The sequence below is a fragment of the Streptomyces nigrescens genome, from assembly GCF_027626975.1.
Taxonomy (GTDB): Bacteria; Actinomycetota; Actinomycetes; order Streptomycetales; family Streptomycetaceae; genus Streptomyces; species Streptomyces nigrescens.
This window is the reverse complement of sequence record NZ_CP114203.1, coordinates 5,988,929-6,014,501: the sequence shown is the minus strand read 5'-3', so window position 1 is coordinate 6,014,501 and position 25,573 is coordinate 5,988,929. Positions and strand designations below refer to the sequence as shown.

The window sequence follows — 25,573 nt, the reverse complement described above, 5'->3', positions numbered from 1 at the left end:
ATCATGCCCGAGATCCTCAAAGGGCTGTGGATCACCATCCAGGCGACGTTCTACGGCTCGCTGGTGTCCTTCGCGCTCGGGCTGGTGTGGGCGATGGCCCTGCGCTCGCGGAGCCGCTGGGTCACCTGGCCGGTCAGCATCTTCGTCGAGTTCATCCGCAACACCCCGCTGCTGGTGCAGCTGTTCTTCCTGTTCTTCGTGCTGCCGGGCTGGGGGCTCACCTTCGCGCCGCTCACCACGGGCGTCATCGGGCTGGGCCTGCACTACTCGACGTACACCTCCGAGGTCTACCGCGCCGGTATCGACGGGGTGCCGCCCGGCCAGTGGGAGGCCGCCACGGCGCTGAACCTGCCGCGCCGGCGCACCTGGACGGCGGTGATCCTGCCGCAGGCGTTCCGCCGGGTGGTGCCCGCACTCGGCAACTACGTGATCGCGATGTTCAAGGACACGCCGCTGCTGGCCGGTATCACCGTCGCCGACATGCTCTTCCAGGCGAACAGCATCAGCGCCACCACCTTCGACTACCTGGAGCCGATCACCGTCGTCGGCATCCTCTTCGTGGTCATCTCCTACCCCACTTCTCTCCTCCTGCGAGCCCTGGAGCGTCGTCTTGTCCGCTGACAGCAATCACCCGAAAGACCACACCGGAGAAACGGCCAACCCGGCGGTGGACGGCACCGAGCTGATCCGGTTCGACCACGTCACCAAGCGGTTCGGGACCAACACCGTCCTGGATTCCCTGGACTTCACCGTCTCCTCGGGCAAGCACGTCACCCTCATCGGCCCGTCCGGTTCCGGCAAGACCACGATTCTGCGGCTGCTGATGACGCTGCTGAAGCCCGACGAGGGCACCATCAAGGTCGGCGGCGAATATCTGACGCACGAGGAAAAGGGCGGCAAGCTCGTACCGGCCGGCGAGAAGCACATCCGCGAGGTCCGCAAGAACATCGGCATGGTGTTCCAGCAGTTCAACCTCTTCCCCAACATGAAGGTGCTGCGGAACATCACCGAGGCGCCGGTGCACGTCCTGGGGATGGAAAAGGACGCCGCCGAGGCGCGGGCCCGCGAACTCCTCGATCTGGTGGGCCTGACCGAGCACCTCGACAAGTACCCGACCCAGCTCTCCGGCGGCCAGCAGCAGCGGGTCGCCATCGCCCGCGCACTGGCGATGCGCCCGCAGGTGCTGCTGCTGGACGAGGTGACCTCGGCGCTCGACCCGGAGCTGGTGGCCGGGGTGCTGGACGTCCTGCGGGACATCGCGCACACCACGGACATCACCATGCTCTGCGTCACCCATGAGATGAACTTCGCCCGGGACATCTCCGATGATGTCCTGATGTTCGACGCCGGGCGGGTCATCGAATCCGGCTCCCCGGAGAAGATCTTCACGGAGCCGGAGCACGAGCGCACCCGGGAATTCCTGAGCGCGGTGCTCTGAACGTCACTCAACAGGAAGTGAGTTCGGGTGGTGGGCCCCCGCCGAGGGGGCACACCACCCTTTCTCATTTCCGCACACCGGGGCCATGGCCGACGAATTACGGAACATCACCCCGGAAGACCGTGTACGGCCAGAAGACGAAGGCCACATCGAAGTCCATACGGCTCGACGCCGGGGGGCCGGGGTCCGTACGACGCAAAGCCGCCGGCGGTCCGGCACTGTGACCTTGGCATATGCCAAGGTCTCTCGCCCCAGTACAGATGACCGGGGCGCGCTTCTTTTCAGTCAAGACCCCCTCCCCCGAGGGCCGTTGGCCGCTATCGTGAGGGAAGCCCCGTTGTCCGGGATCGGCCGCGCAAGCCCGGCCGTGACCACCAACGACGGTCACGACGCAAGCGGTAACAACCTGCTAGGGGGACACCGTGGCGCTGAAGCCCGAGCCGACCGCGCCGTTCCATTCGGTGCAGTACGCCCTTCGCGTGCTCGAAACGATCTCCAGGCGCGCCGAGGGCGTGACCGATGCGCAGATCGCCCGCGAGACCGGCCTGCCCCCGGTCCAGCTCGGACACATGCTGGCGATGCTCCGGCGCGAGGGCTATGTCGAGCAGGTCACTGACGGGGCGTATGTCATCGGCGAATCGCTCCTGCTCCTGGGCTCGGGCGGCGATCGCGACCAGGCCCTGCGCGACAAGCTCCAGCTCACCCTCGACCAGTTGCGCGACTCGGTCGGCGCGGCGGTCTACATCAGCCGGTACATCGACGGCGAGGTGAAGATCCTCCACTACGCCGACGGACCGCTGGCCCCCAAGGTCAACGAGTGGGCCGAATTCCACCGCACGGCGCACGCCAGCGCGATCGGCAAGTGCCTGTTCGCGCAGCTCGACCACGACGGCCGCAAGGACCACCTCTCACGGCACAAGACCGCCCGGCTCACCTCGCGGACGATCACCAACGAGAAGGTCCTGTTCCACAAGCTCGACAGCCAGCCGCCCACGGTCCCCGTTCTCGATCTCCAGGAGTACGCCGTGGGCACGGTCTGCGCGGCCGTCCCGATCACCGCCGGTGCGACGGTCGGCTGCCTCGCCCTGTCCATGCCACTCGAGCACGCGCACCGGCTGCGCCAGGCCGCCGACACCCTCAACCGTCAGGCCGCCCCGGTCCTGCTCTCGCTGGCGATCTGAGCCGGGGCGCGGGCGGGGCGACGGGGCCGGACCGCACCGCTGTGCGGCCGTGGTCCTGAGCACCCCTCTCGACCAGGTAGTATTTCTTTCGTCAGCGCGCGCCGCTAGCTCAGTTGGTTAGAGCAGCTGACTCTTAATCAGCGGGTCCGGGGTTCGAGTCCCTGGCGGCGCACGTATCGAGTGGGCGTTCCCGGTTCTCCGGGAACGCCCACTTCGTTGTGTCCGGGACCGCGGCGGGGCCGGGGGCCGATGGTGCCGGCGGGGGCGTCAGGAGAGGTCGACGTCCGAGCAGGCGTAGAACGCATTGCCCGTGTCGGCGATGTTCCAGACGCCGAGGATGAGGTGGCGGCCGGACTTCTGGGTGGGGACGGTGCCCTGGTGCTGAACGGTCGCATCCGGCTGCGCGCCGCCCATGGGAACCGTCATGAACGGCTCGGGTTCGAGGTCGGCGCGGGTGAGCGGCTTGCCGGGGTCGTAGCCGTCCTTGGTGATGAAGTACTGGAAATCCGTGGTGGCATGACGGGCCGTCAGCCGCCAGGTGAAGGTGTAGCCCTGCCCCGGAGAGAGCTTGGTGCCGGGCCAGGCGCCGCCGCGCGGATCGTCGAGTTCGGCGAAGTTCTCATGGCCGCCGGAGCAGATCTTGCCGTCCGCCGGGCCACCGGCCGGGAAGCCCTTGGGGGCCTCCACGCTCTGCGGTTCGTACTGGATCGCGCCGCAGTCCTTGACGGTGCCGTTGGCGCAGAGTGCCTGCCGGCTGGGGGGCGCGTCGCTGTAGCCGTGACTGGCGGCGCTGCCCGTCGAGAGGAGGGAGACACCGAGGACGCCGAGGCCGATCACGGCAGCACTGATCTTTTTGCGCATGCTTCGCTCCTGAAGAACGTGGGGGGACTTCCATGAGCCGAGAGGGAGAGGCAGTGCGGTCTAGACCAAATGGCAGACTAATCAGCGGGCGCTGAGCATGTCCATACCAAGGTACGGACCAATGTCGGCCCGAGGGGCTGCCGCCTGGGGCCGCACCGAGGGCGACTGAATGCGCGCCGCGGGGGCGCGAACGGGGGCGCCGCGGGTCAGGCCGCCTTCGTGAGCGGAGCCGCCGTGGGGCGGGCGGCGGCCTGGACCAGTGCCGTATAGGTGCGGCGAAGGGCGATCAGGGACTCCTGGGCCTCGCGATAGACGGCGGCATCGGGGCCGCCGCGGTGGGCGAGGGTACGCACGGGGGCACAGTGGCGGTCCATCGCGCTGAGCCAGGCACGGTGCTGCGCCGGCAGATGCCTCCGCAGCAGCTGGCGCCGGCCCTCCCGCATACGCCGGGCGCCGATGCCCAGTACCGCGTCGGCGGCCTGGAGCACCGGCGGCTCCAGGGCGCCCTGTCCGGCGAGCGCGCCGAGCACCGCGCGCTGCTGCGGGGTGGCCGGTGCGGCCGACAGTTCCGCCGCCTCGGCGAGGAGCTGGGCGCGCAGCGCGTGCTGGACCCGGACCAGACGGCGCAGCGCCGTCGGGGTGGAGGAGTCGTCGGGTGACCGTCCCGCGAGGGTTTCGGCAAGCCGGAAGAGCCAGATCCCGTGCGCCTCCAGGCGGGTCGCGGCCAGCATCAACCGGTCCAGCCGGCTGAGCGGTTGGCCTTCCGGGGCCCAGCGGACTATCGGCACCAGCGCTTCGGTGCGGGCCAGCTGGTCGATGGGGATATGGCGGCGCGGTTTGCGTTCCGGGGCCCAGTTGTGGAGCGCGAGGGTGGGCAGCGCGACGAACTGGTCATGGTCGATACGGTGCGCGATCGCCGCCCAGAGGTCGAGGAACGCCTCGTCGGCGACCTCGCGCGCGGCCGGGGCCTGGGGGTCGAGCCCGCACCAGCCGCAGGACACCGCGATGACCGCGATCCGCATGGCGGCGGCCTCCGCGTTGCGCAGCGAGAGCCGGGAGACGCGTTGCCGCAGGGCGGCCAACTCATCGGCGCGGTGGGCCCGTTCCACGAGTGCGACGGCGGCCGCCCGGTCGGGCGCGATCGCCGCCGCGCGCGCCATGGCGTCCAGCCGGGTCCAGGTTCCGATCAGGGAACGGACGGGCGGCCGCTCGGGCAGAAAGCCGTGCGCACAGGGGTCGTGCGGGGCGACCGTGGAGGCGTCGGCGGAACCGTCCGCCTCCCCGTCGGCACGCCCCGGCCGGGCGGCGGCCGACTGCCCCTTACCCTCCGGGCCGACCGGCTCCGCGCCCGTTTCCGCCCGGTCCCAGCCCGTGGCGCGGCGCGGGGCCGGCAGGGGGGTGGCGTGGGCGGCGGACGGTATGCCGTCGCTCGTCGGCCCGGCCGCGTTCACCGGCTCGGCCATGGTCATCTTCATGATCGCCGTGTCCCCCATCAGCACTTCCCAGCGAACAGCCGGGCCAGGTGTGTGTCCATGTCGAGGTAGCCGCCCTCGTCGCCGGGCGGCACGATCGCCGCGGTCTGCTCCAGCCAGGCGGTCAGCTCCGGCGCGCGTACCGACAGCTCGCAGACGCTGTCGTCGGTGGACAGCTCGATATGGACGCGGCGCGGTTCGCCCGGCCGGCGGAAGGGCCACACCCGGACGTCCCCCTCCCCTGCTTCGTCATGCAGCCCGGCCAGCAGGAGGTCGCGGGCGAACAGCCAGGTGGCGACCGTCTGGCCGCGGCTGATGAAGGCGACCTCGACCTCGTACGGACGGTCGCTGCGGTAGCTGAACCGGCCGGCCACCGGAACTGCTTCGTCCGGCCCGAGGAGGAGCCGCATCTCAAGGGTGCGCTTGGCTGTCGACACCACGACGATCAACCTTTCCGACGGAGGGGCGAGTCCCGGGGACCCGGTCCGGGGCGCGCGTCCTGGCAGACGCTGCTGTGGAGGGTGGGGTTGCAACTGGTGCAAGAGGAGTGACGGACGCCATGGCCGGCACCCTCTGGACAATGTTCAGTTCTTGCGTCTCGGCGCTCGCCTCAGCCTCTCAACCGGCAGGAGATATCGCATGTTGACGGGGCAACTGGTGACTATTGGGGTGTATAGGGTGAAAATGGCTCGCCCGTGATATTTCGGGCAGGGCGCCGATCGGTACCTCTGAGGCTGGGTAGCTTTTGTCCCGTATGCGCGAAATCTGCTCTGCGGTGGGCGCACGAGCGAGGGGGCCGCCACGAGTGGCAGGGATCACATGGCCTGAGGGCGTGAGCGGTGCGGGCGAGGGTACGGAGCACCCTCCGAGTTCGTGTAAAGTTCTTCAGGTCAGCACGCGCCGCTAGCTCAGTTGGTTAGAGCAGCTGACTCTTAATCAGCGGGTCCGGGGTTCGAGTCCCTGGCGGCGCACGACACACTGAGGCCCCTCGCCATGCGAGGGGCCTCAGTCGTATGTCCGGCCGGGGCCGGGCGGGGCCGGGCGGGGCGCAAGATCACCCGCCGCCGTCAGGGCCGCCGGGACACGCGGGTGGCGGTCACCCGGGAGGAGCATCCCCCGCCCGGACGGCCGCGGGATGGAACGTTTGCGCGAGGCCGCGCCCCCGTGGCGGCATGACCCCATGGCGGCATGACCCCATGGCGGCATGACTCCCCGATGCGCTGATGCCGCGATGGACTGATGCGGCATGTTGCCTGCCGCCCGCCGCCTACCGCCTGCCGCCTGCCGCCTGCCGCCTGCCGCGATGAGGGGCGGGGCGGAGAGCCGGGGACGGATGCCCCCGTTGTCGTCGGCGGACCCGGTCGGGGACCGAGACGGTGCCACCCCGGCCGGCGGCACTGCCGAGGGGCGGTGCAGGCTCCCGGCCACTGGGCCTGACGTTCAGCCAATTCGGTGTACTCGCCAGTCACTTACGGGGACTCGGCGGTTCGTGCCGAATCCGCCATGGATCTGCCCATCCCCCATTTTGCGGGTGAATTCCTTCAGATACCGCTCCAAATCGCACGCACGGCTACAAAGGTTCCGGCCGGCCCGTTCGATCGCGGCGCCTCGAAGCGCAAATCGTGGCGCCCCGCGCTCCCGATTCCGCCGACTCTCCTTATTGCATTGCCAGTTGCCGACGGACTTTGCGAACGAGGGGCGTTCTCTTTGCCGGGAAGGGTAACTCTGCGTTCACGGAGTATGCCATTCCAGTTATCCCGACACTAACTGTCAACAAGCCGGAAATCAGCTGCCGTTCCAGGTCAAAGCCCTGCGCACGGCGCCATTTGGCGTCCGGATATTGCCTCTTCCGGACCTCATACCTTGTGATGCGTCTTGCAATCGGCAGGGCCGTTCGGCACTCTGACCAGGGAACTCGGTCGAAATGCGGCGGGGTTCGCAGGAGTGGGCAGAAAGAGATACGCCCGGTTGGCGTGATGTGAACGCGGGGAACCCGCTGCTTGGCAGGATTACGGGGCGTTCCTCATACCACCGGAACATGGCCGTCACCGTCTGACAGTGCGGACGGCCGAGACCAGTGAGCCCGAGTCGGTCGAGGGGACCGAGTAATCGGGCTATCAGCACACGGCACGCAGCCCGTTGCGTGCGGGGGGATGGACCCATGACGTCGCCACCTGAGGGTGCCCGACCGCAGCACTCGTACGATTCGTCCGCCACCGCGCGCCTGCGTCTGCCACGCCAGCAACGGCAGCGGCGCGCTCAGCGCAAGCCGCTGCCGCGCTACGACTACGAGCACTACAGCAGACTGGCCGGGCCGCTCACCCAGCCCGACCCGGACAAGCCGTACAAGGTCCGCTATCGCTCGCTGCTCGCCGACGAGCCGCACCGCATCCGGGCCGCCCTGCTGCTCGGTGCCGCGCCGCTGCTCTCGTTCGGGCTGCTGATCTGGCTGATGCAGCCAAGCAACTGGACCGAACGCGACTACCCCGCCTACGAGTTCCTGCCGGTGCTGGACACCGTCATGCTGGTCGCGATCGGGCTGATCGAGTTCTTCCGGTGCATGAATGTGCTGTCCAACGCGCATGCCACCTTCGTCGCCCGCGACCCCATACCGGTCATACCCGAGAGCGGCACCCGCGTCGCCTTCCTCACCTCCTTCGTGCCGGGCAAGGAGCCCCTCGAGATGGTGACGAAGACGCTGGAGGCGGCGGTGAAGATACGCCACCGCGGGCTGCTGCACATATGGCTTCTGGACGAGGGTGACGACCCCGAGGTCAAAGAGGTCTGCCGGCGTCTGGGCGTGCACCACTTCACCCGTAAGGGCATCCCGGAGTGGAACCGGCCCAAGGGGCCGCACCGCGCCAAGACCAAGCACGGCAACTACAACGCCTGGCTGGCGGAACACGGCGACGACTACGACTACTTCGCCTCGGTCGACACCGACCATGTCCCGCTGCCCAACTACCTGGAGCGGATGCTCGGCTTCTTCCGCGACCCGGACGTGGGCTTCGTCATCGGCCCCCAGGTGTACGGCAATTACGACACCTTCGTCACCAAGGCCGCCGAGTCGCAGCAGTTCCTCTTCCACGCGCTGATCCAGCGGGCCGGCAACCGCTACGGCGCGCCGATGTTCGTCGGCACCTCCAACGCCGTACGCATCAGCGCGCTCAAGCAGATCGGCGGGCTGTACGACTCGATCACCGAGGACATGGCGACCGGGTTCGAGATACACCGGCACCGCAATCCGCAGACCGGGAAGAAGTGGCGCTCGGTCTACACGCCGGATGTGCTCGCGGTCGGTGAGGGGCCCACGGCCTGGACGGACTTCTTCACCCAGCAGCTGCGCTGGTCACGCGGGACGTACGAGACGATCCTCAAGCAGTTCTGGAAGGCGCCGTTCACCCTGCCCTTCGGCCGGCTGGTCAACTACACCATGATGGTGATCTTCTACCCGATGTCGGCGCTGAACTGGATTCTGGCGGCGCTGAGTTGTGCGCTGTTCCTGGGTATGGGCGCCTCGGGTGTGGAGATCGACCCGGCGGTGTGGATGATGCTGTACGGCAACGCCTCGGCGCTGCAGATCGGCCTGTACATCTGGAACCGGCGGCACAATGTCTCCCCGCACGAGCCGGAGGGCTCCGGCGGTGTCGCCGGCATGGTGATGTCCGCGCTGTCCGCGCCGATCTACGCCCGGTCGCTGTTCGACGCGGCGCTGCGCCGCAAGAGCAAGTTCGTGGTCACGCCGAAGGGCGACTCGTCCAGCCCGGACACGCTCTTCGGGACCTTCCGGGTGCATCTGTTCTTCCTGCTCGTCTTCGGGGGCTCGCTGATCGCCTCGTTCGTGCTCGGGCACAGCCATCCGGCGATGGTCATCTGGGCCGTCCTCGCGATGCTGATCACCGCCGCACCGATCGTCGCCTGGCGGCTGACCGTACGCGACGAGAAGCAGAAGCGGAGTGCGGCCGCCGCCACCTCCGATGCCACGGGCAGCAGTGCGGCCGACGGCGGGAGTCCACCGGAGCCGGCCGACGGCGGGGACCCGCCCGCGACGGGCGCCGACGAGGCCGCCGCTCCGGCCGGTGACCGGGCCGGTGACCGGGCCGGTGACCCGGCCGCCACCACCGAACAGACCATGCAGATCGCCCTTGGGGGACGTCACACATGAAGTACCGTCCGAGCCGTCGCACCCGCAGAGTGGCGATAGCAACGGCGGTGGTGCTCGCGCTGGCCGGCATGAACGGGCCGGCAATCTACGGCTTCGCCTCCGAGCAGTACCACCAGTACAAGATCAACAGGCCCGAGTACAAGGCGGAGAACGGCCACTGGGATGTCGTCAACGTCCCGGAGAAGTACCGCATCAACACCATCCACGCGGCCCTGCTGCACACCGGCAAGGTGCTGCTGGTCGCGGGCTCCGGGAACAACGCGGCGAACTTCAAGGCCAAGTCGTTCCGTACGGTCCTGTGGGATCCGGAGAAGAACACCTTCAAGAACATCCCCACCCCCAAGGACCTCTTCTGCTCCGGGCACACCCAGCTCCCGGACGGCAAGCTCCTGGTGGCCGGCGGCACGCAGCGCTACGAGAAGCTGAACGGCGATGTGAAGAAGGCCGGCGGCCTCATGATCCTCTACAACGAGAATCCGGACGGCCCGAAGACGTTCCCGGCCGGCACGCTCTTCACCGGCAAGAAGAACGGCAAGACCTTCGCTTCCAAGGACCCGGTCGTGGTGCCCCGGGCGAAGAAGAAGACCGACCCGGCGACCGGCAAGGTCACCGTCGTGCACAGCGAGGCCCGGGTGTATGTCGAGGCCCTCAAGGACGGTCCGTCGCACTCCACGGGCACCCAGGACAACTACCGCATCCACGGTCTGACCGGTGCGGATGCCCGTAACTTCTACGGCATCGCGCAGAAGCTGTCCTTCGACAAGAAGGACTTCCAGGGGATCAAGGACAGCTTCGAGTTCGACCCGGTGGCCGAGCGCTACATACCCGTCGACCCCATGAACGAGGCCCGCTGGTACCCGACGCTCACCACCCTGCAGGACGGCAAGGTCCTCTCCGTCTCCGGGCTGGACGAGATCGGGCAGGTGGTCCCCGGCAAGCAGGAGATCTACGACCCGAAGACGAAGAAGTGGCGTTACCTGCCCAAGCGGCGCTTCTTCCCGACCTACCCGGCGCTCTTCCTCACCGACCAGGGCCGGATCTTCTACACCGGCTCCAACGCCGGCTACGGCCCGGACAACATCGGCCGCAAGCCCGGAATCTGGGACCTGAAGACCAACAAGTTCCAGTACGTGCCCGGGATGAGCGACCCGAACATCCTGGAGACGTCGATGTCGGTGCTGCTGCCGCCGGCCCAGGAGCAGCGGTACATGGTGCTGGGCGGAGGCGGGGTCGGCGAGGACCCGAAGGCCACGGACAAGACCCGGATCGTGGATCTGCACGCGCCGTCGCCGCGCTTCAAGGACGGGCCGCCGCTGTATGCGAAGGCCCGCTACCCCAGCAGCGTGATCATGCCGGACGACACCGTGCTGACCACTAACGGCTCCGGTGACTACCGCGGGCGCAGCGACTCCAACGTCCTCAAGGCGGAGCTGTACGACCCGGCGGCCAACACCGCCCGGCAGGTGGCCGATCCGCTGGTGGGCCGCAACTACCACTCCGGTGCGCTGCTGCTGCCCGACGGCCGGGTGATGACCTTCGGGTCCGACTCCCTCTTCGCCGACAAGGACAACACCAAGCCGGGCGTCTTCCAGCAGCAGATCGACCTCTACACCCCGCCGTACCTCTACCGGAAGTCGCGCCCGGAGCTGACGGGCGGGGCGACGAAGACGCTCTCGCTCGGCGACCGCGCGACCTACGGCTCCCCGCACGCCACCGGCATCAAGAAGATGCGGCTGATGCGACCCGGCTCCTTCACCCATGTCACCAACATCGAACAGCGCTCCATCGCACTGGACTTCACGGTGGCGAAGGACGGGAAGGGCGTGACGGTCACCCTGCCCAAGGACCCCTCGCTGGTGCCGCCCGGGTGGTACATGCTCCATGCGGTGGACGGCGAAGGGACGCCGTCGAAGGCGGTGTGGGTGAAGATCGGTCCCGAGGGGACGTAGGTCCCGGGGAGGTGCCTCCCGAAGGGAAGTACCTCCCGAGGGGAAGCAGGTCCCGAGGGGACTTAAGTCCCGCCCGCGTTGTGGCCCGGTGGAATTCTTCCGCCGGGCCCTCGTCGTTGCCGGGGAAGTGGGTTGGTCCTCGCGGTGGGGTGGGGCTTGTCGCGGTGGCGGGATGTGGTGTCGTGCCGTGACGGCGGCCGGGCGTTGGTCGCCGTCACGGCAGGACGCGGGGCCTACTTGGCGCTGTCGGCCAGGCCGAGGGCGTACTTGGGCCACCAGGTGCCCGCCTTGGGGCCGCCCTTGCAGGTGCCGTCCGACTCGCCGGGGCGCTTGATCCACAGGTAGGCGGCTATCTGCGGGTCGCCGGTCTTGGTGGTGGGCGGGGTGCCCAGGGCGCGGCCGGGTGGGTTGCACCAGTTTTCCGGGTCGTCGCCGCCGGGGGCCGGGCCGTTGCCGTTGCGGCTGGTGTCGATGACGAAGGGCTTGCCGCCGACCATGGCGGACAGCTTCTTGCCGTACTTCGTGTTCTCCGCGGTGGTCTGGTAGTTGGAGATGTTCAGCGCGAAGCCGTCGGCTCGGTCGATGCCGGCCCGCTTGAGCGGTTCGACCATCCGGCCCGCGTCCTTGATCCAGTGGGGGTTGCCGGCGTCCAGATAGACCTTGGTGTGCGGCAGCGCCTTGAGCTTGCCGACCGCCTCCGTCAGCAGGGCGTAGCGCTCCTCGTGGAACTGCTGCGGGGTGCACTTGTCCGCGATGTGCGGCAGTGCGTCGGGCTCCAGGATCACGGTGGTGGCGCGGTCGCCGATGCCCTTGAGCACCCCGTCCAGCCAGGAGCGGTACGCGTTGCCGTCGGCGGCGCCGCCCTTGGAGTAGCTGCCGCAGTCGCGGTGCGGGATGTTGTAGAGCACCAGCAGCGCCTCGCGGTCGGCCTTGGCGGCCGCCTCGGTGAAGCCACGGGCCTCGCCTTGAGGGTCGTCGATGCCTATCCATTCGGCGACCGGCTGCGTCGCGATCTTGTTGACCAGACGGGCGTCGCCGGATTTGCCGTCCTTGCCGTACGCGGACACCTGACGGGCCGCCTTGCTGTCCGGGTTGACCCAGAACGGGGTGACGGCCTTGGGGCGTTGGCCCGGTTTGCCCGGCACGCTGCCGTCGCCGTCGCCGCCGGGCGAGGAGCAGCCGGCGACCAGCAGCAGGGCCAGCGCGCCCACCGCCGCCCTCGCCGATGCCACACCGGCATGCGCGGAGCGCCGCCGGCCGTCGCGGGACCCGCCCGTCGGACCGACCCCGGCCATCCGTCGCAGATTGCCGTACATCCACTCCCCCCTCGGAGCATGAACACGGAACATGGTCGGCAGGGGACCACCGGCCGCATCCATCGTGGCACACGCCCGACTTGCCCGGGTCGGCCTGTGGACAGCCTGGCTACCGATCGTCCACAGGCCGCTGTTGGCGCCGGCCCGGGTGGCAGTTGTGGTGGCTGTGGTGGTTGGGGCGGCTGTGGTTGTGGCTGTGGCGGCTCAGTGTGCCCCGGCGTGCGGGGGTTGCTGGTAGGACGTCAGGTAGGCCGAAACCACGGTGACGGTCGCGGCGTTGCCGCCATGCCGTCCGGGGTCACGGTCGCGGCTGCCGTCGTAGGTGATCAGGCGGAGTTCGGAGCGGCTCCGGTCGTGGGCGGCGTAGGCCTTGCGCGGGTCGAAGCGGTGACGGTCGTAGAGCTGGATGTCTTCGACGGTGAAGCGTGCGGTGCTGCCGTCGGCGCGCTGGATGTCCACCCTGTCCCCCGGCTTGAGGCGGGGAAGACGGTGGAAGACGGTCCGCTGGGCGCCGGGGGCGGGTTCGGCGCCGGCACGGGCCACGAGCAGCGCCGCGCCCGCCTCGCCCGGTTGCGGCCCTTCGGCGTACCAGCCGACGGGCTCCGGGGAGGTGTACGGGGGCGGGGTGAGCATGCCGTCCCCGTCGAGGCCTCGTCCGGTGATAGCGGCACCCCGTACACCGAGCGCATCGATGGTGATCCGGACGGGCCGTGCGGTTGTGGCGGCCGTTACCGGGGCGTGCGCATGCGGCGGTGCCTGTCGGCCCAACGGGCGCCCGGCGGCGGCGACATCACCGGTCGTGGCGAGCTGCGCGGCGACCCCGTCCATCAGATCGCGGCCCCACAGCCACAGCCCCAACAGCAACACCGCCCAGGCCACACCGGCGAGCAGCTGCCCGGGGCGGTGGGCGGGGGCGGGACGGTGGACGGGGGCGGGACGGTGGACGGGGGCGGGGCCAGGGCGAGGGCCAGAGGCAGGGGTGCGGTGGGGGGCAGGGTCGGGGTCAGCGACGGTATCGGGGGCGGGGTGGCGGGCCGGGCCGGTTCCCCTACTGGGAGCGGGGGCAGGGCTGGTAGCCGTATCGGGAGCAGGGGAGACATGAGTGCCGAGTAGGGCAAAGGTGTGGAGCGTCTTATGGGTGCCGCGGGTGCCATGGGTGCCGGGCGGGCAGGATGCGCCCGGCCCTCTGGATACCCCGGGTACGGCGCTCGTGCCGTGTACGTCGCCGCCGCCTGGGCCGGATACGCCAGGTCTGGCAGTCACCCCGACCGCGCCCGCCCGCCCGTCTTCGTCAGCGCTCATCGGCGTCGCCCCGGCGCTCGCGGCGCAGTCTCAGCCGGAGCCGGAGCAGCTGCCCCGCGATGACCAGGATGGCGCCGCCGGCCAGGACCAGGCCCACTGCCGAGGTGCTGCTCAGCTCGTCGCTCGATGCGGCTTTGGCTGCCTTGGTGGCTTTGGTGGCTTTGGCGGGCTGGGGCAGGGGCCGGGCAGGGTGTACGGCCGCCGCGTCGGCCGGCATGGCCCGCGAAGGGTGGGAAGGGTGGACGGCTGCCTCATCGGCCTGCACCGTCCGCGCGGCGTGACCGGCCACCGCTCCGGCCACCGCTCCGGCCTGCACCGTTCGCGCAGCGAGCGAGGTCCGGCCGGTGCCGCTCGGGCAGGCGGCGGTGCGCGGATGTGAGAGGGATACCGAGCCGGAACGGATGCGGCCGGTGCCTGTGGTCAGGCCCGCGGCGGCCCGGGTGAGCGGCGCCGCGTCGTGGAAGGCCGCAGAGCGGACGGTGGCCCGCCCGGCGGCGCAGCCGGTGCCCCGCAAGGTGACCGTGCCGCGTGGGGTGGCCGGGGCGGGATGGGCCAGGACCGTTGCGGTTCCGGCTGCGGCTCCGGTGGCGCGTTCGTCCCCGCCGTACGCGGGCGCCGTCGTCACCGCGCACGCCGCGACCGCGGCACAGAGAGCAAGTTGCCGTGAGCGCATGGTGAACCTCCGATAACTCCGAAGGTCCGCCCACGCGAGCCCGGCCGCATCCGGTGCGGTCCGAGGCTGCGCCGTTCGGGTGGGGCCCACGGGCCACCGGCCGTCCACGGCCGGAGCGGGCAGCGAACCCGGCCCGCAGGCCAGCCGTCGGGCCGTCGGGGGCGGCGGGGCGGCGGAACGGCGGGCCGTCGGGCCGGAACAGCCCGCCGGCGGTCAGACCGGCTCCCACACCAGCAACGCTGAGACGAGGGGCCCGGTGCTCGCACCGGGCCCAGCCCCCTCACACCAGGTCAATGAGATCCGCGATCGAGTCCACCACGCGGGAGGGCCGGAACGGGTGCCGTTCGATCTCCTCGGGGCGGGTGAGACCCGTCAGCACGAGGAAGGTCTCCATGCCCGCCTCCAGGCCGGCCAGCACATCGGTGTCCATCCGGTCACCGATCATCGCCGAGGTCTCGGAATGGGCGCCGATGACGTTCAGTCCGTGCCGCATCATCAGCGGGTTGGGCTTGCCGACGAAGTACGGGTCGACGCCGGTCGCCTTGGTGATCAGTGCGGCCACCGAGCCGGTCGCGGGCAGCGCGCCCTGCGGCGAGGGGCCGGTCTCGTCGGGGTTGGTGGCGATGAACCGGGCCCCGTCGTTGATCAGCCGGATCGCCTTCGTCAGGGCCTCGAAGCTGTAGGTGCGGGTCTCCCCGAGGACCACGTAATCCGGGGAGTGGTCGGTCAGGACGTAGCCGATGTCGTGCAGGGCGGTGGTCAGGCCCGCCTCGCCGATGCAGTAGGCGGTGCCGCAGGGGCGCTGGTCGTCCAGGAACTGGGCGGTGGCCAGCGCGGAGGTCCAGATCGACTCCCACGGCACGTCCAGGCCGATGCGGTTCAGCCGGGCGTGCAGGTCACGCGGGGTGTAGATGGAGTTGTTGGTCAGCACGAGAAAGGGCTTGCCCGATTCGCGCAGCCGCTTGATGAAGGCGTCCGCGCCGGGAACCGGAATGCCCTCGTGCATCAGGACGCCGTCCATGTCGGTGAGCCATGACTCGATCGGCTTGCGCTCTGCCACTGCCGGACTCCTGCCGTGCGTGAGGACCAGGGGCGCCGACCGCCTCCCGCACGCGCCGTGGACCGCGCGAACGGACCCGCGCGCCGTGCGTACGGCCGACGCCCCCACCCTAAGTCAGCCGCCGGGCACCTGACCCGGGCCGTCGCCCCGGCCTTCCACCGGCGGGACAGCGCCGATGCCCCGGCTCTCGGCAACCCGCAGAACGTCGCGCAGCGCCTCGGCCAGCCGTTCGGCCAGAAAGCGCAGCTCACGGTTCGAGACGCGGCGGTCGTCGAGCAGGGCCCTCGCGTGACCGAGTAACGCGGCCCCCATCGCGAGCTGCACCGCTTCCACCTCGTCAGCGAGGCGCGATACGGGACCGTTCCCGTCTCCTATGAGGTAGCAGGACTTGCCCCCAGGGTCGGACCACGGAAGCAATCGGGCCTGTTGCCGGTGAGAGAAATACATGGTGGACCACCGCCTCACTTCGGGGTGCTGACTCGCCAGAAGGTATCGCTATTCGCGAATAGCAGCCAGGATTACCGCACTCAGGCTTGTCACTTGTTCCGTAAGGCAGCACAGTTATCCGGTCGGAGGACAATCGACCGTGCCGGAGGATGCCGTGAACAGCGCCGAGTGGGTCACCACGTCCGTGCCGTATCTGGCCCCGCGGGAACCGGGGCAGCGCGACGCCTGGAGCGCCGAGACCGCGGCCAGGGGCCGCCGGGGCAGCCAGCGCATCGTGCAGGCGGGGGAAGTGGCCGCGCCCGGCGAGATCGCGGAGCTGCTGGGGGTGGAGCCGGGCGGTCTCGTCGTCGTGCGGCGGCGCGTCATGTATCTCGACGGGCGGCCCTGCGAGTTGACGGACACCTACTACCCACTGGGCATCGCCCGGGGCACCCGGCTCGCCGGGACGGCGAAGATCGCCGGCGGGGCGGTCACGCTCCTCGCCGAGCTCGGCCACGTCGGCGTGCGGGCCCATGAGGACGTCTCCGCGCGGCTGCCGAGCGACGAGGAGGCCACGGCCCTGGAAGCTGAACCGTCCCAGCCGGTACTCCAGTTGCTCCGGCTCACCCTCGACGCGCGGGACCGGCCCGTCCAGGCGGACAGAATGGTGATGCCCGCGCGGCTCCAGCGGCTGCGCTACGACGTGAGGATCGGATGACCGACGTGACCGGTGACAGCGCCGACACCTTCGACAACCGCCCGCTGCACGAGCGTATCGCCGCCGACCTGCGCGACGAGATCATGAACGGTGACCTCGCACCGGGCGCCAAGCTGCCGTCCACGGCCCGGCTCAAGGAGCGGTTCGCGGCCTCGAATGCCACCGTGCAGAAGGCGCTGGGGCTGCTCAAGCAGGAGCGCCTGGTCGTCGGGCGCGCCGGATCAGCCGTCACCGTACGCGAACACCGGCAGCGGACGATGCGTCCGGCCGCCTACATGGCCCCGGCGGACAGCGGCGACCGGTACCGCTGGCTCACCGAGGCGGAGAAACTCGGATCGCAGGCGCGGAGCAAGCTGCTCCGGGTCGCGGAGGTGGCGCCGCCCGCCGATGTGTCCGCGGTGCTCGGCCTCCCGGAGGGCGGTACGGCACTGCTCCGGCACCAACTGCTGCTGATCGACGACGAACCGGTCGAGCTGGTCAGCTCCTACTACCCGCTGGAGATCGCCCGTGGCACGGCCATCGCCAAGCGCCTGAAGATCAAGGGCGGGACGCCGGCCCTCCTTGCCGAGCTGGGGTATCCGCCCCGGCTCAGCGTGGACCGCGTCTCGGCGCGGGTGCCCAGCCAGGAGCAGTTCACCGCGCTGCGGCTGCCGGGTGATCTGCCCGTGCTCCGGACCCTCCGTGTCGTCCGCGGCGACGGCGACCTCCCCATCGAGGTCACGGTGATGGTCAAGGCGGGCCATCTCTACGAGCTGCGGTACGAGTTCACGGGCGAGTGAGGCCCGCGCCCACCCAAGCAGGCGAGTGGGCACGGGCAGGGGGCGTGATCAGCCCCCCGTAGCCTCCCGCCACGCCTCCACCCGCTCGTCCAGGTTCTTGTCGATGTCGTTCCAGTCCGGGCGGAAGATGTCGACGTTCTTCATGATCTTGGCGAGTTCGGTGGCGTGGGGGTCGGTGGCCTTGATGTCCTTGCGGGAGGTGAAGCCGCCGCCCACCGAGGAGACCTGGCGCTGGACGGGGGCGGAGAGCAGGTGGTCGAGGAGCTTCTTGGCGTTGGCGTTGTGGGGGGCGTTCTTGACCAGGCCGGCCGCGTACGGGAGGGCGAAGGTGGTGGGCCTGGCGCCGGGCCGGGGCGCGGGGAAGAAGATGCCCTGGTTGGGCATGGACTTCATGTTGGCGTAGTTCATCTGGACATCGCCGTTGGCCACCAGGAGTTCGCCCTTGTCCGTCTTGGGGGCGAGCTGGCCGGTGGAGGAGGACGGGCCGACGTTGTTGGCCTGGAGCTTCTTGAGGAAGTCCATGGCGGGGCGCTGGCCGCCGAAGTCGTGCAGGGCCTTGATCAGGACGGCGGTGCCGTCACCGGCGACGCCCGGGGTGGAGTACTGGAGCTTGTTCTTGAACTTGGGGTCCAGCAGGTCCTGCCAGGTGGCGGGGGCCCGCTTCAGCTCCTTCTTGTTGTAGATGAAGCAGAAGTAGTTGTTGACGATGGAGGTCCAGTTGCCGGAGGGGGACTTGTCCGCGGCGGCGACCTGGTCGGAGCCCTTGGGGCGGTAGGTGTCCAGGAGGCCCTTGCCGTCGGCCTGCTGGATGAACGGCGGGAGGGTGACGAGCACATCCGCCTTGGTGTTGGCCCGTTCGCGGGCCAGTCGCTGGACGGCCGCGCCGGAGCCGCTCTCGACGTAGTTGACCTTGATGCCGGTCTTCTTCTCGAAGTCCTTGAAGACCGTGTCGTAGAAGCCGTCGCCCTGCTCGCTCTTGAGGCCGTCGGCGCTGTAGACGGTGACCTCCTTGGCGTGGGGGTCGGCGGTGGAGGCGCCGCCGCAGGCGGTGAGCGGGAGGCCGAGGGTGAGCGCGCCGCAGCAGGCGGCGAGCGGCTTGCGGAAGGGGCGGGGGCGGGAGCGGGGCATGGCGAGGTAACTCCTCAGGTGGGTGTGGGTGTTGGGGGGGAGGGTCGGGGTGTCCGGTGGGGTGCGGCGGGCGCGGGTCTCAGCGGTAGGAGGCCTTGGTGCGGATACGGGAGACGCCGAGGAGGACGAGCAGGGTGGCGGCCATCAGGGTCACCGCCAGGGCGGCGCCGGCGAAGAGGGCGCCGCGGTCGGTGGCGGCGAAGACCTGCACCGGCAGCGGCAGCCAGTCGGGGGGATAGAGCATCATCGTGGCGCTCAGCTCGCCCATGGACAGGGCGAAGCACAGCCCCGCGGCCGCGGTGAGGGACGGCAGCAGCAGGGGCAGTTTGACCCGCCACAGGACGTAGGCGGGGCGGGCGCCGAGGCCGGCCGCGCTCTGCTCGTAGGCCGGGTCGAGGCGGGTCAGGGCGGCCGTCACCGACTGGTAGGCGAAGGCGGTGACCAGCACGGTGTGGGCGAGGATCACGATCTGCGGGGTGCCGTTGAGCAGGAACGGGGGCCGGGAGAAGGCCACGAGGAGGGAGAGGCCGACGACCACCGAGGGGACGGCGACGGGGAGCAGGAAGAGGGCGTCGAGGAGGCGGCGGGTGCGGCGGCCCAGCTTTTCGGCGGCCAGCGCGGCCCAGGTGCCGGCGGTGAGCGCGGCGAGGCTCGCGGCCAGTGCGGTCAGGACGCTGGTGAGCAGGGCGTGCAGCGCCTCGCCGTGCGCGATGTCCTGATAGTGCTTCAGGGTCGCGCCGGAGGGCAGGGTGCCGCTCCAGCTGCTCGCGAAGGACGCGGCGACGATCACCAGCAGCGGCAGCGCGAAGACGGGCAGGAAGAGGACGAGGAAGAGGATGTGAAGGGCCCGGCGGGCGGGCCTGCTATGCACCAGCACGGTGGGGCACACCTCCTGGGCGCGGCCCGGCGCCGCCGCCCGTACGGGACATCACGGTCCGGTAGAGGGCGTAGAGCGCGACGGACAGCACGATGTTGACGACGGCGACGACGCAGGCTCCGGTGTAGTCACCGTCGAGCATGGCCTTGGTGTAGACGAGCACCGGGAGGGTGACGACGTCCTTGGCGCCGGTGAAGAGGACGATGCCGAACTCGTTGAGGCACAGCACGAGGACCAGTGCGCCGCCCGCCGCCAGCGAGGGCAGCGCCTCCGGCAGGATCACCGTCCGTACGATCCGCCACGGCCGGGCGCCCAGTGAGGCGGCGGCCTCCAACTGCCCGGTCTCCAGCTGGGAGAAGGCGGCGAGCAGCGGCCGCATCACGAACGGGGTGAAGTAGGTGACCTCGGCCAGCAGGACGCCCCAGGGGGTGTGGAGGAAGTCCAGCGGTCCATGGGCGGCGCCGGTCAGATCCGTCCACAGGCCGTTGGCCATGCCGACGGTGCCGTAGAGGAACAGCAGGGCGAGGGTGATCAGGAAGGAGGGGAAGGCGAGGAAGAGGTCGATGAAGCGGCTGAGCGCCCGGCCTCCGGGGAACGGGACGAAGGCGATCACGAGGGAGAGCGCCAGTCCGAGGAGCAGCGCGCCGGCGGTGGCTCCGACGGCGATCAGCACGGTGTTCGCCAGCGCCGTGCGGAAGGACGCCTCGGCGAGGACCTCGGCGTAGGGGGCGGAGTGGCCGCCGTCCTCCGGGGTGAAGGACTGCCACACCACCAGGGCCAGCGGATAGAGGAAGACCAGGCCGAGGGCGGCGACGGGGGGCAGGGCCCGGAGGGCGGCCCCGGTCCGGCGGGGACGGGCCCGCGGGCGGGCGGGCGCCGCGGCCCGGGCCGGTGCGGTCGTCGCGGCGGCCGCCGCCGTATCCGTCCTAGGCATCGGGAGCACCGCCCTCGGCGAGTCCCGCCGGGACGATGACCGCGTCCTCGGGCGCGAAGTGCAGCGTCACCTCGTCGCCCGGTGCCGGTGCCGTGCGCAGTTCACGGACGTCGGCCAGGACGCGGTGGCCGTCGACCGTCACGCACAGACGGTGCGTCGCACCGCGCCACTGCACGTCCGTGAGTGTGCCGCGCAGTGTGTTCCGGGGGCCGGCGGTCTGCGGGCCCTCCCCCAGGCCGACGAGGTGCGGGCGCACGCAGAGCGTCGCGGTGGCGCCGTCGGCCACCTCGTCGCCGACGGGCACGGTCAGCGGCCGGCCGGCGAAGTCGACGCCGTGGCCGCGCACCGTCACCGGCAGCAGATTGGCGGTGCCGACGAAGGAGGCGGTGAACTCGGTGCGCGGGCGCCGGTAGAGCTGCTGCGGGGTGCCGCAGTCCTGCAGCCGGGCCCGGTCCAGCACCGCGATCCGGTCGGCGAGGGTCAGCGCCTCGATCTGGTCGTGGGTGACATAGAGGATCGAGACGTCGGGCAGCTCGCGGTGCAGCCGGGCGAGTTCGGCGAGCATGCCGGAGCGCAGCTGGGCGTCGAGCGCGGACAGCGGTTCGTCCAGCAGCAGCACCCCGGGGCGGATGGCGAGCGCCCGCGCGATCGCGACGCGCTGCTGCTGTCCACCGGACAGCTCCCGCGGATGCCGGCCTGCGTAGGCGGCCATCCCGGTCATCTCCAGCGCCTCGGCGACCCGGCCGGGGATCTCGGCGCGCGGTGTCTTCTGCGCCTTGAGGCCGAAGGCGACGTTCTCGGCGACCTTCATGTGCGGGAACAGCGCGTACTGCTGGACGACCATGCCGATGCCGCGCTTGTGGGGCGGCAGCGCGGTCACGTCCCGGCCGCCGATCAGCACCCGCCCGGAGACCGGCCGGACGAATCCGGCGACCGCCCGCAGCGCGGTGGTCTTGCCGGAGCCGGACGGGCCGAGCAGGGCCATCACCTCGCCCGGTTCGACGGTCAGGTCGAAGGAGTCCAGGACGGTGTGCTCGCCGTGCTTCCCGTAGGCCACGGACACCTGGTCGAAGCGGATGCCCGACGCGGCCGGGGCCGGGGCCGCGGACCGGCCGGCGGTCCGGGCGGGTGCCGTGGCGGCTGAGGCGGACATCTCACACCACTCCCAGCAGCGCGGGCAGTTCGGCGACCGAGCCGAGGACATGGGTGGCCCCGGCCGACTCCAGCTGCGCCCGGTCGTGCGCACCGGTCAGCACGCCCGCGACGACCGAGGCGCCGGCCCGCCGCCCGGAGAGCATGTCGTAGGAGGTGTCGCCGGCCACCGCGATCCGCCGGACGGAGTCGGTGGCCCCGGTGCGCAGCAGCGCGGTGAGGACCATGTCGGGGTACGGGCGGCCGCGGCCGCCGGCGTCGGCCGGGCAGAGGGTGAGCGGGACCAGGTCCTGCCAGCCGAGCGCGTCGAGGAGGGCGTCCTGGGTGACCCGGGCGAAGCCGGTGCTGAGCACGACGGTGCGCCCGGCGGCCTGCAGCGCCTCGATCGCCTCGCGGGCACCGGGGACCGGCGCGATCCGGCCGCCGTCGACCAGCTTCCCGTAGGCCGTCTCGAAGGCGGTGTTGGCGCGCCGGGCGGCGGCCTCGTCGCCGAAGAGGTGGCGGAACACGGAGATCTTGGACTCGCCCATGGTGGCCCGTACGTAGGCGAGCTTCTCGGCGTGGTCGGCGCTGCCCGGTTCGACGCCCAGGTGGCGGGCGGCGACATCGAAGGCCTGCTCGACCAGGCCGCCGTCGGCGACGGTGGTGCCGGCCATGTCGAGGACGATGAGTTGGCTGTCGCGGGGGTCGGGGGCCGCGTCGCTGTGGTGGGAGTCGGGTATCAGGTCCCTGTTGCGGGGGTCGGGTGTCATGTCGGGGTGTGTCAACTTCCTCACCAGCCCAGTTCGTTCGCGGTGGTTTCGGCGATGGCCGGGGCGCAGGTCATCCCGCGGCCGCCGGGCCCGGTGACCAGCCAGACGCCGTCGCGGGCCTGCTGCCGGTGCACGACACGGGTGGTGTCGGTGCACTGGGCGTAGACCCCGGCCCAGCGGTGGCGGATCCGGGGCAGCGGGCGGCCCAGGACGGACTCGACGACACCGGTCAGATGCTCGTACGGCTCCTCGACGGTGTCGAAGGCGAAGGGGGCCTCGTATTCGTGGGTGTCACCGATGGTCAGTCCGCCGTCGGCGCGCTGGACCATCAGCAGCTGCATCTTGTGTGCGGCGGCGGTCGGCGCCTGGGCCTGGCCGGCGTTGAGCGCGTCCAGGGCGTCGCTCCGGTAGGCCGGGTAGTAGCGGAAGCTGTCGGCGTCGGCGACGGAGGTGGTCAGCGGCTCGCCGAGCGGGTCGGTCTGCATCATCTGCAGCCGCACCCGGCGCACCGGCAGCTCGGGGAACAGCTCGCGCACCAGGCCGCCGAGCCAGGCGCCGGTGCACAGGACGACGGCGTCACCGTGGTGGACCTCGCCGTGGTCGTCGCGTACGGCGCGCTCGCCGACGACCTCGCGGACCTCCCGGCCTCCGAGGTAGCGGTAGCGGCCGGACTCCAGCAGCGCCGCCTTCAGGGCGCGTTGGGCGATCCGTGGTTCGACGGCGGCGTCCCGTTCGCACCACAGCGCGCCGGTGAACTCGCCGCGCAGGGCGGGGTTGAGGGTGCGGGCCTCCTCGGCGTCCAGCAGCCGGTAGCCGCGGGCGGCGGCGTCCGGGCGGCGGGCCGCGGCCTCGGCGACCGCCCGCTCGGCGGCGTTCTTGACGATGGTCAGCGAGCCGATGGCCCGGAAGCCGAGGTCGGGGACGCGCTCCCCGATGCCCTCCCACAGCTCCCGGGCCCGCAGCGCGGTGTGCAGCTCCTCGCCGCCCGCCCGGCCGCTGACCCAGATCTGCCCGAAGTTACGGACCGAGGCGCCGCGGGCCTCGGCCTCCCGCTCGATGTGCAGGACCTCATGGCCCCGCTCGACTGCGTGCCAGGCGTGCATGGTTCCCAGCACACCGGCTCCGACGACTATGACTCGCATGCCCCAGACGGTCGCGGCGGTGGGTGGCCCGTAGGGGGTGGTCCGGCGACGCGGGGGTGAACAGGGCGGCAAACCTGGCCTAGACCCGTTATCTTCTCGTGACCTTTCGGGGTGGGTTCAGGGTGCCGGGAAGGGCGGCGGCCGGGGCCGCCTCAGCGCGGTGCCGCGGTCCCCAGGTGGGTGGTGAAAGAGAACCGGTCGCCCCTGTAGAGGGAGCGCACCCGCTCCAGGGGGCGGCCCTCGGTGTCCCGCGACAGCCGGTGGATCAGCAGCATCGGCAGGGCGCCCGGGGTGCCGATCAGCAGCGCCTCGCGCGGTGTGGCCAGTACGGTCTCCAGCCGCTCGTCCGCGTCGCCGAAGCCGATGCCGAGCCGCTCATGGAGGTAGGCGTAGAAGGACGAGTCCGGTTCGAAGCCGGTGGCCAGGTCCGGGGCCCGCTCGACCGCGACGTAGGTGCTCTCCAGCCCGACCCGCTCGTCGTCGGCGAGCAGCACCCGCTCCATGTGCCATACGGCGTCGCCCACTTCGAGCCCCAGGTCACCGGCGAGCGCGGGCGGGCACGGGAAGCGGTCCAGGCTGACGAGGTGCCGTCCTGGATTGCGGCCCTGGCCGCGTACGCCCTCGGTGTAGCTGGCGAGGGACAGCGGCTGCTCCAGCTTGGGGCCCGCGACGACCGTGCCGCGCCCCAGCCGGCGCAGCCGTCCCTCCAGGATCAGCTCGCGCAGCGCCTGCCGCAGCGTCTCGCGGGAGACCTCGAAGCGCAGCGCCAGTTCGCGCTCGGTGGGCAGCACCTCACCCTCGCCCAACTCCGCCAGCAGCGCGGCGATTTCGACCTTGGCCGCGTAGTACTTGGGAATGCGTCCGTGCTCGGGGACGCCGGACCGGATGGGTGCGCCAGGATCCTGGCCGTACGGGAACTCCACGGCGTGATCCTCGCATCCCGGGCCCGGCCGGGCGGCAGCGGCGGGCGATGGGCGGTGGGGGCGGCGGGCCGGGGGCGGCGGGCCGGGCCGGGCCAACCAGGATCCCGTCGGCCGCCAGCCCCCGACAGCCCGCGGGCCGCGGCGCCGGAAGGCCGCCCCTCCGGAGGCCCGCACCACCCCCTCAGGCCACCAGAGCCGGCTGCCGCGTCCCGAACAGCGGCGCGAGTACCAGCTCCGCCGCGCCGTCCGCGACCACCCGTGCGCCGCCCCGGGCGAGCGCCACCGGGACCGCGGTCCTGCCGCGGGCGCGGGCCTGGGCATCGAGGGCCGCGGCCACACCGGTACGGAACCCGTCCGGGTTCTCCAGTACGGTGCGCCCGCCCAGCAGCACCCGGTCGATGTCCAGCAGTTCGACGAGGTTGGCGGCGCCGGTCCCCAACACCTGTGCCGCGCCCGTGAGATCGCCGCGGGCCACCGCCGCCAGGCACAGCGCCTCGATGCAGCCGCGCCGTCCGCAGCTGCACAGCGGCCCGTCCCACTGCACGGTCTGGTGCCCGAACTCCCCGGCGCCGGTACGCGGGCCCCGGTAGAGGCTGCCGCCCAGGACGAGTCCGGCGCCCAGGCCGGTGCCCAGATGCAGATACCCGAACGAGCCGGCGCCGGACGGCATCCCCTGGGCCAGGCCGAGCGCCGCCGCGTTGGTGTCCTTGTCGAGGACGACGGGCAGGCCGAGGCGTTCGGTGAGCGCGTCCCGTAGGGGGAAGCCGTCCCACTGGGGCGCGCCGGTGACCCGGTGCAGGACGCCGGCGGTGTGGTCCAGCGGGCCCGGGCAGGCCACCCCGGCACCCAGCACCGGCGGCCCGCCGGCCTCCGCGCGCAGCGCCGCGACCTCCCGTCCGGCGGTGTCGAGCACCTGCCCGGCGCCCGCCTCGAAGGCGAGCGGGGCGCGGCGTTCGGCCACCGGGGCGCCGGTGAGATCGGCGAGTACGGCGATCAGCTCATCGCGGTCCAGGTGCAGCCCGACCGCGTGCCGCGCGCCGGGGACCAGCCGCAGGACGGTGGCGGGCTTGCCGCCCGTGGAGGCCCGGCGGCCCGCCTCGGCGGCCAGGCCCTCGGTCCGCAGCCGTGCAGTGATCTTGCTGACGGCCTGCGGGGTCAGCCCGGTGTGCGCGGCGAGCTCCAGCCGGCTCACCCCCTGCTCACCGGCCGCACGGAGCAGCCCGAGCACCAGCGCGGCATTGTGGCCACGCAGCGCGGGGAGGTTGACGCCGGGATTTCCCGTGGCGCCAGTACTGCCCATGGCGCCAGTACGTCCCGTGGCCCCC

The 25,573-nt window shown here is 71.1% G+C and carries 23 protein-coding genes and 2 tRNA genes; 9 read left to right on the top strand and 16 right to left on the bottom strand.

What is annotated here, in order from left to right; translation table 11 throughout:
- Nucleotides 1–3: 3 nt before the first annotated feature.
- The 4 genes from ehuD to STRNI_RS26820 all read left to right on the top strand — a co-directional run bounded on the left by ehuD (nt 4) and on the right by STRNI_RS26820 (nt 2,791).
- The gene (gene ehuD / locus STRNI_RS26835; protein ID WP_277413327.1) at nt 4–621 is read left to right on the top strand and encodes an ectoine/hydroxyectoine ABC transporter permease subunit EhuD; all 618 of its coding nucleotides are present in this window, start codon (nt 4–6) and stop codon (nt 619–621) included.
- A gap of 46 nt (nt 622–667) precedes the next feature.
- A complete protein-coding gene (gene ehuA / locus STRNI_RS26830) occupies nt 668–1,438 on the top strand; it encodes an ectoine/hydroxyectoine ABC transporter ATP-binding protein EhuA (protein WP_381845817.1) in 771 nt (256 codons plus the stop codon).
- Between the two features lie 422 nt (nt 1,439–1,860).
- On the top strand, nt 1,861–2,619 hold the full coding sequence (locus STRNI_RS26825) for an IclR family transcriptional regulator (protein ID WP_277412158.1): 759 nt from the start codon (nt 1,861–1,863) through the stop codon (nt 2,617–2,619).
- Nucleotides 2,620–2,717: 98 nt separating this feature from the next.
- Nucleotides 2,718–2,791, top strand: a tRNA-Lys gene (locus STRNI_RS26820).
- Between the two features lie 95 nt (nt 2,792–2,886).
- Here STRNI_RS26820 and STRNI_RS26815 read toward each other — a convergent pair.
- The 3 genes from STRNI_RS26815 to STRNI_RS26805 form a co-directional block, all read right to left on the bottom strand.
- Nucleotides 2,887–3,480, bottom strand: coding sequence for a lytic polysaccharide monooxygenase auxiliary activity family 9 protein (locus tag STRNI_RS26815; RefSeq protein ID WP_018091361.1), 594 nt, complete (start codon nt 3,478–3,480; stop codon nt 2,887–2,889).
- A gap of 206 nt (nt 3,481–3,686) precedes the next feature.
- Nucleotides 3,687–4,973 carry a hypothetical protein gene (locus STRNI_RS26810; RefSeq protein WP_277412157.1) on the bottom strand — a complete coding sequence of 429 codons (1,287 nt, stop codon included), beginning with the start codon at nt 4,971–4,973 and terminating at the stop codon, nt 3,687–3,689.
- Nucleotides 4,973–5,392 (bottom strand): SsgA family sporulation/cell division regulator, encoded by a 420-nt coding sequence (locus tag STRNI_RS26805; protein WP_018091359.1) that lies wholly within the window; start codon nt 5,390–5,392, stop codon nt 4,973–4,975. The genes STRNI_RS26810 and STRNI_RS26805 overlap by 1 nt, the downstream gene beginning before the upstream one ends.
- Nucleotides 5,393–5,849: 457 nt before the next feature.
- Here STRNI_RS26805 and STRNI_RS26800 point away from each other — a divergent pair.
- From STRNI_RS26800 to glxA, 3 genes are all read left to right on the top strand, one after another.
- Nucleotides 5,850–5,923, top strand: a tRNA-Lys gene (locus STRNI_RS26800).
- 1,190 nt (nt 5,924–7,113) lie between these two features.
- Entirely contained in the window at nt 7,114–9,117 is a 2,004-nt protein-coding gene (locus STRNI_RS26795; RefSeq protein WP_277412156.1) for a glycosyltransferase family 2 protein, read from the top strand.
- Nucleotides 9,114–11,066: a radical copper oxidase GlxA gene (glxA, locus tag STRNI_RS26790; RefSeq protein ID WP_159488164.1), complete on the top strand. Its 1,953-nt coding sequence runs from the start codon at nt 9,114–9,116 to the stop codon at nt 11,064–11,066. Before STRNI_RS26795 ends, glxA begins: the two co-directional genes overlap by 4 nt.
- Before the next feature lie 233 nt (nt 11,067–11,299).
- Here glxA and STRNI_RS26785 read toward each other — a convergent pair whose 3' ends face one another.
- The 5 genes from STRNI_RS26785 to STRNI_RS41670 all read right to left on the bottom strand — a co-directional run bounded on the left by STRNI_RS26785 (nt 11,300) and on the right by STRNI_RS41670 (nt 15,741).
- On the bottom strand, nt 11,300–12,382 hold the full coding sequence (locus tag STRNI_RS26785; protein ID WP_277412155.1) for a glycoside hydrolase family 6 protein: 1,083 nt from the start codon (nt 12,380–12,382) through the stop codon (nt 11,300–11,302).
- A 204-nt stretch (nt 12,383–12,586) separates the two neighbouring features.
- On the bottom strand, nt 12,587–13,261 hold the full coding sequence (locus STRNI_RS26780) for a sortase domain-containing protein (RefSeq protein WP_277412154.1): 675 nt from the start codon (nt 13,259–13,261) through the stop codon (nt 12,587–12,589).
- A 412-nt stretch (nt 13,262–13,673) separates the two neighbouring features.
- Nucleotides 13,674–14,357 carry a hypothetical protein gene (locus STRNI_RS26775; protein WP_277412153.1) on the bottom strand — a complete coding sequence of 228 codons (684 nt, stop codon included), beginning with the start codon at nt 14,355–14,357 and terminating at the stop codon, nt 13,674–13,676.
- A gap of 280 nt (nt 14,358–14,637) precedes the next feature.
- The gene (locus tag STRNI_RS26770; protein ID WP_018091353.1) at nt 14,638–15,417 is read right to left on the bottom strand and encodes an HAD-IIA family hydrolase; all 780 of its coding nucleotides are present in this window, start codon (nt 15,415–15,417) and stop codon (nt 14,638–14,640) included.
- A gap of 114 nt (nt 15,418–15,531) precedes the next feature.
- Nucleotides 15,532–15,741 carry a hypothetical protein gene (locus tag STRNI_RS41670; RefSeq protein ID WP_371874880.1) on the bottom strand — a complete coding sequence of 70 codons (210 nt, stop codon included), beginning with the start codon at nt 15,739–15,741 and terminating at the stop codon, nt 15,532–15,534.
- 262 nt (nt 15,742–16,003) lie between these two features.
- Between STRNI_RS41670 and STRNI_RS26760 the strand changes: the two genes are divergently transcribed.
- A complete protein-coding gene (locus STRNI_RS26760; RefSeq protein WP_381845813.1) occupies nt 16,004–16,561 on the top strand; it encodes a GntR family transcriptional regulator in 558 nt (185 codons plus the stop codon).
- Nucleotides 16,558–17,340 carry a GntR family transcriptional regulator gene (locus tag STRNI_RS26755; RefSeq protein WP_277412152.1) on the top strand — a complete coding sequence of 261 codons (783 nt, stop codon included), beginning with the start codon at nt 16,558–16,560 and terminating at the stop codon, nt 17,338–17,340. The genes STRNI_RS26760 and STRNI_RS26755 overlap by 4 nt, the downstream gene beginning before the upstream one ends.
- A 48-nt stretch (nt 17,341–17,388) precedes the next feature.
- Here the strand turns inward: STRNI_RS26755 and STRNI_RS26750 are convergent, their stop codons facing one another.
- From STRNI_RS26750 to STRNI_RS26715, 8 genes are all read right to left on the bottom strand, one after another.
- Nucleotides 17,389–18,468 (bottom strand): 2-aminoethylphosphonate ABC transporter substrate-binding protein, encoded by a 1,080-nt coding sequence (locus STRNI_RS26750; protein ID WP_277412151.1) that lies wholly within the window; start codon nt 18,466–18,468, stop codon nt 17,389–17,391.
- Nucleotides 18,469–18,547: 79 nt separating this feature from the next.
- The gene (locus STRNI_RS26745) at nt 18,548–19,345 is read right to left on the bottom strand and encodes an ABC transporter permease (protein ID WP_274735839.1); all 798 of its coding nucleotides are present in this window, start codon (nt 19,343–19,345) and stop codon (nt 18,548–18,550) included.
- Entirely contained in the window at nt 19,332–20,279 is a 948-nt protein-coding gene (locus STRNI_RS26740) for a 2-aminoethylphosphonate ABC transporter permease subunit (protein ID WP_277412150.1), read from the bottom strand. The genes STRNI_RS26745 and STRNI_RS26740 overlap by 14 nt, the downstream gene beginning before the upstream one ends.
- Entirely contained in the window at nt 20,272–21,432 is a 1,161-nt protein-coding gene (locus tag STRNI_RS26735; protein ID WP_159488156.1) for an ABC transporter ATP-binding protein, read from the bottom strand. The genes STRNI_RS26740 and STRNI_RS26735 overlap by 8 nt, the downstream gene beginning before the upstream one ends.
- A gap of 1 nt (nt 21,433) precedes the next feature.
- On the bottom strand, nt 21,434–22,183 hold the full coding sequence (locus STRNI_RS26730) for a phosphonatase-like hydrolase (protein ID WP_277412149.1): 750 nt from the start codon (nt 22,181–22,183) through the stop codon (nt 21,434–21,436).
- Nucleotides 22,184–22,203: 20 nt separating this feature from the next.
- A complete protein-coding gene (locus STRNI_RS26725; protein ID WP_277412148.1) occupies nt 22,204–23,325 on the bottom strand; it encodes a TIGR03364 family FAD-dependent oxidoreductase in 1,122 nt (373 codons plus the stop codon).
- Between the two features lie 152 nt (nt 23,326–23,477).
- Nucleotides 23,478–24,248: a GntR family transcriptional regulator gene (locus tag STRNI_RS26720; protein ID WP_266443029.1), complete on the bottom strand. Its 771-nt coding sequence runs from the start codon at nt 24,246–24,248 to the stop codon at nt 23,478–23,480.
- Nucleotides 24,249–24,429: 181 nt separating this feature from the next.
- The gene (locus STRNI_RS26715; RefSeq protein ID WP_266443303.1) at nt 24,430–25,548 is read right to left on the bottom strand and encodes an ROK family transcriptional regulator; all 1,119 of its coding nucleotides are present in this window, start codon (nt 25,546–25,548) and stop codon (nt 24,430–24,432) included.
- Nucleotides 25,549–25,573: the final 25 nt, after the last annotated feature.